This window comes from Algibacter lectus (assembly GCF_900112395.1).
In the GTDB taxonomy this organism is placed as follows: Bacteria; Bacteroidota; Bacteroidia; order Flavobacteriales; family Flavobacteriaceae; genus Algibacter; species Algibacter lectus.
Genome location: NZ_FOLN01000006.1, coordinates 46,787 through 60,109 on the forward strand (window position 1 = coordinate 46,787; position 13,323 = coordinate 60,109).

Here is a 13,323-nt window from a genome sequence, read left to right on the forward strand (position 1 = left end):
AAAAGGTATCTTATCTATTATTTTGATTGAATAGTATTAGTTGTGCCTAAATCTTCTATAGTTCCAGACGTTCTAACCATAACACCTATGCTTTTATTCGAAAGATATAATGGATAATCGGTAAGATTATTAATTTCAAAATCGGATCCTTTAAAGTCGTTTTGATGAGGAAAATTTCCATTTAATAAACGAATGTTATTTTTTAAACCACCAACCTTAATTTGTAATCCGTGTTCGACACCTTCATTACTTCCACGTAAAGTGATATTATGACCACGACCACCTATGTAAGCAACATTTCTAGAACCATTCATGTACGGATTACTCGCAGGAATGATAGTGATATCAGCATTAAAATTCTTGTCATTTTCATAAGTCGATGAATATACTGGTCCATAACTGCAATCGGCTCTACAATTAATCACATCGCCAGAACCTAAAGAAAATCCGTTTTCACTACCTATAACTGTACAGTTTTCAACATACTTTTTACCAGTGGCATGCGCTAAAGTAACACCTGTTCTCATATTTTTAACCGTACAATTTAATATGGTTGGGTTCGATGTGCCACGCTTAATAAGTTTACCATCAATAATAGTTTCGCCTGCATTATAAGCACGAATACCTGCTTCGCCAGTACTTAACATGTAGCCTTTGGGAAGTTCGTAACCCCAAACCGTCATGAAATCAACTTTATCGGCAGGAGAGCCTGTACCTTTTTCTAATAACATATCGTCGGTACTACGCATTTCGCCTTCTACATAGCAACCTTCTATTGTCGGGTTACTTGCAGCTTGCATAAACAAACAATGCCCGTAACTTCTATGAATAAACGTCGAATTTTTTAAGTGATTAGATTCTCCACGAATTAAACAAGAACTGTGTTTTTGGTGTCTAATAACGTTTTTACCACCTTTACCAAAGGCATCGCCATAACCATAAGGAAACGATCCTTTAGCGGCTACGTAGAAACCTTCAACAAGATTCTCTTTCCCATCGATACAAACATTTAACGCACCTTTTGTTGGCCCATCATAAACCGATCCGTCATCTATTAATGTTAGGTTTTTAAGCACGTTATTATTACCAACAATTTGAATTTCGTTAATTCTAATATTTCCATAAGATTGAAACACTTTTGTATCAACCTTAATGGTAACTCCTGAAAAATCGTAAGTACTTTTGCTTCCTTCAAAAAGCAATAATACTTTACACTCTTTACCTACAAAAGAAGATTTTGGATATAAACCATTTTTTACATCGGCTGCCGTTATAGAGTACACACCAGGGGTCATTTTCACATGCACTTTATCCTGACTTAAATAAGGTGTTAATTCACTTAAAGAATTTACTTTAATTTGTGCGCTAGCAATGATGCTTAGTAGGAAACACATCCCGAAAATAAACATCGCATTTTTAGTTACTGAAATGGTATTGATAAGTTTATTCATTATTAATCTTATTTTTATTTTAATACTTTTATCTGGTCTAAAACTGAACTTCTTTAATTTTTATTTCTCTATAAATTAATTCTGAATACTCAGCCTGAAGAGCTATAAATCCAGATTTAAGCGATAAGCCTCCATATGTTGCATTGGTGATTTCGTTGATTAAAACCTCATTTAAATAGTATTTTGCGCTATCACCTCTAACTTGCAACAAGACTTGATTCCAGCCTGGCTTTTCTTCATTAGTCCATTTTTTTGATCTGCTATAACTTCTTTTTTCAATTTTTAAAACTTTACCTTCTTTTAAAACATCGCAATGTGCTCCGAGAATATTCCATAGATCGCCACAATCGTCTTCTTGAATTTGATATTCTAAACTTGATGGCCAAGCATAACTTCCCACAGGACAATGATATAATAAACCGGCATCACGTATTTTATCGAGTCGTGGCTCAAATTTACGTTCACCCCATTTAAACTCAAACTTCAAATCATAAGAGCTGTAAGCTTTTTTGGTAATCGCAACCCCGTAAGGCGCGGCAGTTTTCTTCCATTTATACATGGCTTTAAGCTCCTTTCCATTATACTCAAACATAGTGTTTGCTTCTTGCTCAGTCGCATCTCCGTTTACAATAAAATCATAATTGGGTCCCGTTTTTTCTGAATTTTCAAAAAGATCCACCCAAGTATTCAGTTTGGTTTCTCTTGTATTATCTAATTTTCTAATTAGAATATTTCTAAAAGCAATACTTCCATGATCGCCTTGTAACCTTAATGGAGCAAAAGCAACCTCAGCAGCATCTAAACCTTCACGAGTAGCTCCCGTTACTTCTTTGTTTTCATGAATAATTTGTCCGTTAAGAACTACCTTTTCGAACATGGCATTTTTTATTTTATTTCCGTTTTGATCAAACTTCGGCGCTCTAAAAATAACATCGTAAGTCTGCCATTCTCCTAACGGTAATGTTGCATTAACTCTTGGCGAGATACCTTCGTAACCTTTTTCTCCTTTAGGTTTACTTTCATCCCAACGCTGATAAATACCTCCACAATCAGAATACGCCACATCATCTTTTCCGTAACTATCAAAAATTTGGATTTCGTATCTACTCTGAAAATAAATTCCTGAATTAGAACCTTTTGGCAATAGAAATTCAATATGCAATTCTACATCGCCATAAGACTCCTGAGTTTCTATATGTTCCGTTTTGCCTATTTCTCCATTTACAAAAAAACCTGCACCTTTTTTAAAATTTAAAAACTGGTAGTTAACCGAATCAACCTCAACCGATTTCACTTCGAACCAATCGCCTTGAGGAGTTCGAAAATCTTCAAGATCTTTTAGTTTTATTTGACTGAAGGATAAGTTAATTCCTGTCAATATTGTTAAGACTAAAACGCTAAGTTTTAAATTATTCATTTTAATATTGTTTAAATTAATCAAACTATAAAAATCTAAAACTGAATAGTAGTTTCTTCACCTTGAAAATAAATTCTTTCTGCTCGACCTTGATCTACAGTGTGTATTAGGAATTCTTTTGGCAAATCTTCAAACACAACATAATTATCGACACCTTTAGTTACTTTTAATGTTTTATCGGCATCGGAATAAGTAAAAACCACTTCAGAATAGGTTTTATCCTCATAATTATACGATTCGTTATCATCAAAATAGACTACATATTCCCCATCGGCTCCAGGATACACCACAATTTCAATAGGATCTTTTGTTAATTCTGTAGCAAACTGAACTTTTGGACCTATTGGCAAGATACTTCCTGCTTTTACGAAAATTGGAGTTTCATCTAAAGGCGTTTCAATAGTAATTTTCCCGGTAGCTTTTACTTTTTTACCTGTCCAGAAATTATACCAAACACCTTCTGGCAAATAAATTTCTTTTTGACGTTGTTGATATTCGGTAACATTGCAAATCATTAACGATTCTCCAAAAAAGAATTGATCTTTAATACCCCAAGTATTTTTATCATTTGGGTAATGATACACAAGCGGCGACATCATTAATTTACCTTGAGTTGTTACTTTCCAAGCTTCAGAATAAATATATGGCATCAATTTATATCTGGTATCTATAAATTTGCGAGCTGTAGTTTCAAAATCTTTGTTATATCTCCAAATTTCAGTTTCTGAAACATAACCATGAATTCTAAAAATAGGACTAAACGCGCCAAACTGAAACCAACGTGTTAGCAATTCTATATATTCCGGATTAGTATACTGACTATCGTAAATAGGATTTAACGACTTAGAATCTCTAAAGAAACCACCAATATCATGTGTCCAATACGGTACACCCGCCATAGTAAAATTAAGCCCTGCAGGGATTTGTTCCGCAAACTGCTCCCAAGTTCCAGCGACATCGCCAGACCAAGATGTTGCTCCGTAACGTTGTTGTCCGGCATAAGCCGATCGTGTTAAGTTAAAAACACGCTCGTTAGGAAACTCTTCTCTTCGACCTTCATACATGGCTCTTGTTACTTCTAAAGAATAAGGGTTTTGAACTTCTTCATAAGGTCCAACGGCAGTACTTACTTTTGTATCTCTTACTCCCTCTGGTTCTGTACCATCTAACCAAATAGATTTTACACCTTTATGAAACATAGAATCACTTAAAGCTCGATAAAATTGCTCACTTACTTTTTTATCATAAATATCGATATAATTACTACTTTCTATTTTAGTAAGCCCATACTTTTCCTCTAAAGGTTTATTTTTAACCTCTGGCCAAACAGAAACCATTAAATTTAAATTCAGTTTGGTTAGCTCATCTACCATAGCACCTGGATCTCGATATTTAGCTCTATCCCACTCTGGTCCTTTAGTCCCTTTTGGCCAGTAAAACCAATCTTGAACAATGTTATCGACAGGGATATTTCGATCTCTCATTTCGCGAGCATTTTCTAACAATTCCTCTTGATTATGATAACGTTCTCTACATTGCCAAAAACCATAAGATTTTTTTGAAAACATAGGCGCCTTACCCGTTAACTCTTGATAGTTTGAAATTACTTCTCCCGGATTATCTCCATAAACGAAATAATAATCGATGGCATTGCCTTTAGTACTACTAAAAACGGTTTTGTTAAAATCCGGTTCATTATAGAATAATTTTCCAGGTATTTTTGCTCCTGTATTTTGGAATATTAACTTATATGCTTTTCCTGCTTCCAAATGTTTTTTACCAGAATATCGCCTAGGCATCCATATGGTTGAATAGTTGATAACAGGATCGCCATCGATGGATACATTAATATTCCCTCGCATACGGCCGTTATTATCACTTAAAGCTAAAAAGGTATATTCTCCAGTTTTTGTTGGTGTAAATGTAGTTTCGCGTATGTTCTTTTCTGCTGCCTCTTTAGCAGCATAAGCTGCTACATTCTCCTTTTCACCATCAAAAGGAGCTATTGCATCCTCACTATTATTATTAACTTCAGCTTTAGAATCAAATACGATCTCATTTTCAGGATTATTAAAATCGGTAAGACTATAATTATGCCAATAAATACCATAACCTTTAGTTGAAACCAAAAACGGAATAGCGATTTCCTGATTATACTGCTGTAAACGAATTGGTACATTTTTCCAATTCATGATACCACTTTGAAACTGCCCTAAACCGTACAAACCTTCATCTCCCGCTTGAAACCCTTGTGAAACATTATGTTGCTTTCCTTCTTCTTCGGAATTAATAAAAGTACGCTCATTGGTTTCGGCTAATAAACCTTTACCATCCTTTGTTTCAAAAGTAATAACACCATCACTATTTACAAATAGTTTTACCAATTTGGTGCTAATTGTTATTCTATCTGACGTTTCTTTCAACTCCCATTCTACGCTTTGAGGCTCTAAAACCGTAACATAATCTGGAATTGTTGACGGTGTACTTGTATTCAGTATTTTATTTACATGAATAATGGCATCGTCAATAATTTCAACATTAATATTTAAGCTATCCTGCTGGATGGTAAGGCCATGTTCCGATTTCTCAATATTGTATTTATATTTTGAGTTACAGCTTGCTAGAAAAAGAAGCGTTATACTTAGAAAGCAAATGTTTTTTGTCATTATAATTTTGGTTTTTAGTTGGTGCTTTTTTAATGAATAATTTTCCGTATCATTCCTGATAAATTATTCATTCGGAAAATTCTTTGGTAATGGAGGTACGTTTAATGCTTCTTTTTCATCTGGAACTCTATTAGATGTGGTTTGTTTATCACCATACCAATACATGCCTACGCCATATCCCATTTCACAATCGGTCCAGCTCCAAACTTCCATGTCTAATTTTAAAGAACTACTAAAAGGCATAACATCTAAGGCACGAGTTCTAGTTTCTGTGCTATAACCAGAGGTGTTTTTACCCTTAAAATCTTTAGTTTTTTTATTTAACTTATTGAATATATAACTTCTTGGTTGTGCATGAAAAGGATGCTCGTAAAACTCGTTACTTTTCCCTCCCCAAGAATAGGCATAGTAATCTTCTGTTCCTGTTCCAAAAATGGATGGAAAATCTTCACCATCTACATAAATTCTTTCATCGCCTTCTCCCCACCATTTTGCAACAGGGTTCATAACAGTTAAAGCATCGCCAACATATACACCTCTTCCTTTTAGTGTAATATAATTCCAATCAGAAAAAGGTCTAGTAGCTACAGGGTATTGCCCTTTCCAAGCTGCATTAAAATACATACTTTCACTATCCCAATTCCATTTACCAACAGTTGCTTTTAAGTCTACATTTACTGTAGTTTCCCCTATATTAACAATCGATATTTTTCCTGTTTTTTGATATGGCATTACCCATCTACATGTCATTATTCCATCTTCACTAACCGTTCTATACCAACCTTGAAATGGGTGTAACCCTATTCCGTTACCAAAGAAATCACCTAATGGACACCAAACAGTTGATTCACCATCAAATTCAATTTTTAAAATTACAGTACGAGTTACATCAGGATTTTTGTAATCATCTAATTTTATACTAAGCTCTCTAACAGCTGCATGTCCTTCTGGTAATTTTATAGATTTTTCTTTTTTAGATTTTAATTTTGCATTAAAAGAAACATCTTCACCTTTCATTGTATTTTTTGGAGCTAACAATAACTCACCTACCTCTTTAGTTAAAGGCATTGCATTATCAAAACCCTCTTTAGTAAAGGTTTTTATAGGTGTATAATCATCATATTCTCTATAAGTAAATTGATAGAAAAAAGGCCTCTGTGTTGTAGTAATTTTACAACTCTTAGCATAAGGAATAGGAAAAAAAGATACTGCTGAACGCAATGACTGATGTGCCAATGGAAAAGGAATCAAACCTGTTCCATCAAGCAAGCCTAACATATTACCTTGCAATGCAGGCTCTTCACTTCCATCTAAATAAATTTTGATCTCAATGTCTGTGTCTGGTTTATTTGCACTCAAAAAAGGCATCCAAGTGCGTACAATAGCTCCAGGCCCTACATGATCCATTAATACCCATTCTTTTTGACCATTTTTTTCTTCTGTTCTTATAAAATTATGATCGCCATCTTTACTGTTGAAATCATGATTATTAAACCAACCAATAGAATCTTGAGGTATTGTAGAAGCTCTATTATAACTACTTTCTTGTTTTAATCTAAAATTAGTTGAAGGAAAACGAGCGACAACATCTCTATCCACCATATCTTTTAACAAAGATTCTATACTCACTTCATTCTTGTTTTGAGTAAATCCTAAAACTGTAGTGAATAAAAAAAGAATACTTAGAATGTGTTTCATGGGCTTTAGTCTAGTTTAGTTTATGGTTTTTAGTTGTTTTTATTGAGAGCTACTTGATACATCTCCTCTGTTTTTGCTCTTAATTTTTCTAAAACAGCAGTATACTCTGGATTATTAAATAAATTATTTTGTTCAGAAGGATCCTTAATCACATCATAAAGTTCCTCAATTTTAGGTGTATGTTCGTAGTAAACAATATATTTCCATTGCTCTGTACGCACGCCTCTGCTTCTATATGATTTGTTATTTTCTATTAAATTTTGATTTAATTCGTCTACATTGTCTTTATAGCGTTCTTGAAACATAGCGGCCAAAAACAAATCTTCCATAAACACGGTATCTCGCCATTGCGACATGTCTTCAGTTTTACTTAAAACCTTACTAATATCTCGACCTTGCATACTTTTTGGCACTTGTAAACCTGCCATAGAAACAATTGTAGGCGCCATATCTACTGAAGAAATTAAAGCCTTTTCACGTCTCTGACGTTTAGATTCCGACATACGTCCGTCATAAATAATAAGAGGAGCCTTAACAGATTCATCATACAAAAGGCATTTATCAAAAAGCCCGTGAGAACCTTGAAAACGACCGTTATCACTGGTATAGATAATAACGGTATTTTCTAACATGTTCTTCTCTTTTAGTTTTTCAACCAAAAAGCCAACTTGTTCATCTACAGTATAACCCTGTGTTGCAAAACGACGTACAAGCCTTTGATACATTTCGGGTGTAGATGAGCGTTTTTTATGCAAATACACACCTCTTGCATTTTCTTTAACTACTGTTGGTAAAACAGGATTATCGCCCTCTACCCAATTGTCTGGCGCTTCCATTTCTACCTCTTTAAATTGCTCGAAATGCGGCATATATACATCCTTATCGTTATCATGCTTTACTGCATAAAAGCTAACCGACAAACAAAATGGTTGATCCTCTGGCTGTGTGTCTATAAAACGCATCATGGCTTCTCCCGTTCTTAAGGTTCTTCCTGAGTTTTGTCGCCCTTCTTTATAAATATTTTTCAATTCTACATCGTCTTCTGGCCAGGTAACATGCCCTTTTCTATCACGTGTTTCACTTCCTGCAAAAAAATCAAAAACACCACCCATATGTTCTTTATAGAATTGCTCTTTTGGCATACTTGGTCGTGTAGCTTCATCTGTTACTGTAAATCCGACCTTACCGATAAAACCCGTTCTATAACCCGCATTTTTAAGTAATGCGGGGTAACTTTTACTAAAATCATTTTGCGATAACGTATAATCGTCTGGAGCTACAAAACTTACTCTATGATTTGAATTATACCTTCCCGTTAACATAGTTACTCGACTCGGCATACAAATAGCCACAGCATAAAACGCCTGATCGAACACCACACCTTCGGCTGCCAATTTATCTATATTAGGCGTATTAAATTCCGGTTTCCCGTAAACTCCCATATTATCCCAACGTTGATCATCAGTCATTAAAAAAATAATATTGGGTTTAGGTTTAGCTTCCGAAGCTTTATTAATTTTTGATTGACCACTCGTCATTAAAGACAAAAGCATCACTAAAGCAATGGATGAAATTTGTTTTAAACTATGCATAATTTATTTTCCTAATATTAATATTTAGTTCTCAACTCGTTAATTTTTTTATCAGCATTATTAGAAATGTGGCGATCGTATTTTTGGGTATAAAGTGTCGCTACCGACGGATATTGCTGCGGAAGTTTATTGTAATGCCTCCAAGCTTTATCATAAGCTTTAATCCATTTTTTAACAGCCTTGGCATCACCTTGTTTTTCAGCATCGGCCATGTTAACAATAATTCGGTATATTTTATAAAGTCTTAATCCATATTCCGAAGAACCTATAGCATGATTTTTAGTCGCTTCACTATCCCATTTAATAGATTTTGCCAGCTTAACAATCGTTTTCCATTTGGCAACAGATTCATCTTTTTGCTCTAAATTTCGCTTACGCTCCACTTCTCCTTTTACAGCACCCGGCCAAGCAATTCCCTGATCTCTTGTCCACCAAGGATTCATATCTCTAAACGTACTATTTCTACCTCGCACTACAGCTTCAGCAGAAAGCAAACACAGTTCTCTAAATTTAGCAACATCTTCACCTTCCAACTTTAAACGTTCGGTAGCATATCTATTAAAAATAAACTCCTCACTTTTATTGGTATTTTGCCCCCATTGTGCCATAACCCATGCGTTTAAATCGCACCACATTTCACTTTTAATATAAGGACCTTCCCAGCCACCGCCACGAGACCACGTCCAAATACCGGCATACAAATTGGGTCTTTTTTCAACAAACTCGCTAATACTATTTATTTGTTCTTTAGGCATCGATGCATGTTCCTCAAAACCATCTATAACACCGTTTGCGATGTAATTAGGGTAAGCACCTTTCCCCTCATATTCACGTGCTGACTGAACTTCTATAATTTGACGATGACGTCCCTGACCAATCACCTTACTAAATGCGTTAGATCTATGAAAATCGCCCTCACAATGTTTTATACTAATTACCAAATTATCGTGAGGCTCAATGGCATCACTAACTTCCAAATAATCTTTTATATTTTTATCGAAGGCAATCCATGTTCGAAAAATAAGCTGCTTGTTTCGTTTCTCGCAAATCTCCTCCTTAAGAATTTTCATTAAAGGAATAATAGTCTTTTCGGGGCTTTTTTTATTTTCGATAGCACCTTGATGATAGGGTGCATCGTGCAAATAAGTTTCCCCAATACGCACCACCAAACCATCCAAATCTGGAAATTGATCGAACATTTCGTTAATTTGAGCTCGAATAAATTTTTCCGTTAAGGCATTATTTGGATCTCCAAAAGTGTTTTCTATACCAAATTTTTCTATTAAACGCTTCGGAAATAAAACCAAATCAGACATGGCATAAATAGCCATATCTTGTGCTTTACTCTTCGCATGCATCTCTTTAATTTGTGCAGCCTTAGCATCTACCCATGCGCGTTCCTCTGAACCTTTTGGTAAAATGTCTGGGTCTACAGATTCCCAATTTATCGCTAATGCTGGAGATTCAAACAGAAAATAAACCTTACCATTATAACCCATTTCTTTTATAACCGCAGGATCATTATAGGCCGATTGATAAGGTGCTTCACCAGGATTATGATGAACCATATCTAATATTAAAGGTGAAGCAACATCAATCTGAGCCAAAACATTCGTGCTAAAAACACTCACCAACACTAAAAATGTTAAACTGAAATAATTTTTTAAACTTAATTTTTTCATTGATATAAAATTTATTTAAAAGAGATCTTAAATGATTCTCAGGTACTCAAACATAGAAATTTATAGTTCGTTTCGATTATTAATTCGACCAATAACTTCTGTTTTCACACAATCAACACCTCTTTTTAACACCTAATTCTAAACATTTTATTTTCCAACCAAAATAATCTCCTCACCTACTTTTGTTTCTATATCAAACAAGTACGATTTTTTCAAAGTCACCCCCTCTAATTTAGCTTCTTTAGAAACTAATGGTTGTTTAATTTCTGGTACGCTATAAAATGTATTTGAGTTTGTTGCTAATGCCGTTTTAAGCATTTTACCTCCTTCTAAAATCAGTTTATTATAAGCTCTAATACGTAAGTTTCCTCCTAAATTAGATTTTATCACAGTCTTTACTATTTCTCCATTTTCCCATTCTAAATTTGTGATTTCAAAACCACCTCTTGCACGTAATCCTTTCACTCTGCCATCTTTCCAAACATCTGGAAGTGAAGGAATTAAATGAATTGCGCCGTCATGGCTTTGTACTAACATTTCGGTTAAACCGGAAGTAAAACCAAAATTTCCGTCAATTTGAAACGGTGGATGTGCATCTAACATGTTAGCATAAGTACCACCACCTTTTGGTGAATCTGGACGGCCAACTAACTTTATTTGATCGCCCATAAGTTTATAAGCATGATTGCCATCTAATAAACGTGCCCATAAATTTATTTTCCAGTTCATAGACCATCCTGTTGATGGATCACCTCTTTGGATTAGCGTGTTTTTAGCACCTTCAAATAATTCTGAATTTCTATAAGGTGAAATTAGGTTAGAAGGATACAATCCGTATAAATGTGATACATGACGGTGTTTATCTTCCGGGTCGTCTAAATCTTCCATCCATTCTTGGAGCTGATTGTATTTACCAACTTGCATTGGTGGTAATTTAGAAAGTGCCACCTCCATTTTTGGAATTAAATTAGAATCGACATCTAATAATTTTGCAGCAGCAATAGTTTTAGTTAAAATATCGTAAACCAATTGATTATCCATGGTTGTACCAGCTTCAATATTCACGCCTTTATCACGTCCTTTTGGCCCGTGTTCCGGCGAAATAGTTGGCAACATAATTAACCATCCATTATCGGGCTCTTCTGTTAAAAAACTCAAGCAAAACTCCGAAGCACCTTTCATTGCAGGATATACAGAACGTAAATACTCCAAATCGCCATTAAACATAAATTTCTCCCATAAATGCTGACTTAACCATGTACCTCCTGTTGGCCACATGCCCCAAGTTGCCCCATCTACAGGCCCTGCAATACGCCATAAATCGGTATTGTGGTGCGTTACCCAACCATCGGCTCCGTACATAACTTCTGCGGTTTCTTTACCTGCTTCAGAAAGTTCTCGAACCATTTGAATAAGCGGCTCATGCATTTCGGATAAGTTAGTCACCTCAGCCGGCCAATAATTCATTTGAGTGTTAATATTTACCGTGTAAGCACTTTTCCATGGTGGTGTTAATTGATTACACCATAAGCCTTGTAAATTTCCAGGTTGCCCTCCTGGTTGCGATGAAGAAATTAATAAATAACGTCCAAATTGAAAATATAAAGCTGCCAATGCAGGATCGTTACCTGTACTGAATTCTTTAATTCTAACATCTGTTGCGTTATTTATAGAATCTGTAACACCTAAATCTAACTCAACTCTTTTAAAATATTTTTGATAGAAAGCTGTATGATCTTTTAGTAATTGATGGTAAGCTTTATTTTCCGCTTTAGCGATATAATCCGCAGCTCGTTTATGTGGATCTGCACTTATATCTTGATAATTAACAAAGTTAGTAGCTATTGAAATAAATAGCGTTACACTGTTCGCTCTAGAAACTACCAATTGTTCAGCTTTCGCAGATGTTTTCCCGCCTTCTTGTAAAATCTTTAAACGAGATTCAAATTCTACCTGTCCTTTTGTTGGTGTTCCATCTTTTATACGTTTGCTAATACGGTCGCTACTAAGCCCTGTCATTTTTAAGATATTGTTATCCTCAGTAGATATTGAAACCATTGCAGGTTCTGGTCGGTCCATACTAGCAGAAAAACTAATCTTTCCGTTTTCGCTAGCCGATAATTTTATCACAATAACCTGATCGGTAAACGATGTGAAAATTTCACGTTTATAGTTTACATCACCAACAGTATAAGTGGTTGTATTAACTGCGTTTTCAATATCGAGCTCGCGGTGGTAATTAGAAAAATTATCATGATTTTCAAAATTCAACCTTAAATTACCAACCGTTTCGTAAGGCATACCATGAGATTTTTTCGAAATAAAATCTTTATCAGCCAAACGGTGCGCTTCCGTATATTTTTTATCAAAAAGTAATGTTCGTATTTCAGACAAAGACGTTTTAGCTGCTGCATTATCATTTCTATGCGGACCACCAGCCCAAAGTGTATTTTCGTTAAGTTGAATATTTTCGTTTACCGGATTCCCAAAAACCATAGCACCTAATCGGCCATTTCCTAATGGTAAAGCTTCATTCCAATCTGCAGCCGGAGCATTGTACCAAAGTTTGTTTTTATTATTATTTTGAGCAACACAAGTTCCAATTCCGATACAAATTAAAATAAAAGTATTTAATATAATTTTCATCCGTTTTACTTTTAGCTATGGTTTAGTTGTAATTTTTAACGAAAATAATATTTACAGGATTTTATAGTATAAACTATGGTTTCATCCATATAAACTATAACTCATTTAGTGTTATTGGCCGTGTATTGTATACTTCGCCCCATGTAATAAGATGTATTTAAAAATGCTTTT

Annotated in this window: 7 protein-coding genes; all 7 read right to left on the reverse strand. The window is 34.8% G+C overall.

What is annotated here, in order from left to right:
• Nucleotides 1–17: 17 nt before the first annotated feature.
• Complete coding sequence (locus BM246_RS11555) at nucleotides 18–1,451, reverse strand: right-handed parallel beta-helix repeat-containing protein (RefSeq protein ID WP_139221887.1); 1,434 nt, start codon at nucleotides 1,449–1,451, stop codon at nucleotides 18–20.
• Between the two features lie 37 nt (nucleotides 1,452–1,488).
• Nucleotides 1,489–2,868 (reverse strand): 3-keto-disaccharide hydrolase, encoded by a 1,380-nt coding sequence (locus tag BM246_RS11560; RefSeq protein ID WP_074938052.1) that lies wholly within the window; start codon nucleotides 2,866–2,868, stop codon nucleotides 1,489–1,491.
• 35 nt (nucleotides 2,869–2,903) lie between these two features.
• Nucleotides 2,904–5,534 carry a glycoside hydrolase family 31 protein gene (locus BM246_RS11565; RefSeq protein WP_074938054.1) on the reverse strand — a complete coding sequence of 877 codons (2,631 nt, stop codon included), beginning with the start codon at nucleotides 5,532–5,534 and terminating at the stop codon, nucleotides 2,904–2,906.
• A 63-nt stretch (nucleotides 5,535–5,597) separates the two neighbouring features.
• Nucleotides 5,598–7,232 carry a glycoside hydrolase family 172 protein gene (locus BM246_RS11570; RefSeq protein ID WP_074938056.1) on the reverse strand — a complete coding sequence of 545 codons (1,635 nt, stop codon included), beginning with the start codon at nucleotides 7,230–7,232 and terminating at the stop codon, nucleotides 5,598–5,600.
• A 29-nt stretch (nucleotides 7,233–7,261) separates the two neighbouring features.
• On the reverse strand, nucleotides 7,262–8,824 hold the full coding sequence (locus tag BM246_RS11575) for a sulfatase-like hydrolase/transferase (protein WP_231961854.1): 1,563 nt from the start codon (nucleotides 8,822–8,824) through the stop codon (nucleotides 7,262–7,264).
• 17 nt (nucleotides 8,825–8,841) lie between these two features.
• Nucleotides 8,842–10,506, reverse strand: a complete 1,665-nt coding sequence (locus tag BM246_RS11580) for a hypothetical protein (RefSeq protein WP_231961855.1) — start codon at nucleotides 10,504–10,506, stop codon at nucleotides 8,842–8,844.
• Nucleotides 10,507–10,653: 147 nt separating this feature from the next.
• Nucleotides 10,654–13,152 (reverse strand): glycoside hydrolase family 95 protein, encoded by a 2,499-nt coding sequence (locus BM246_RS11585; RefSeq protein WP_074938058.1) that lies wholly within the window; start codon nucleotides 13,150–13,152, stop codon nucleotides 10,654–10,656.
• Nucleotides 13,153–13,323: the final 171 nt, after the last annotated feature.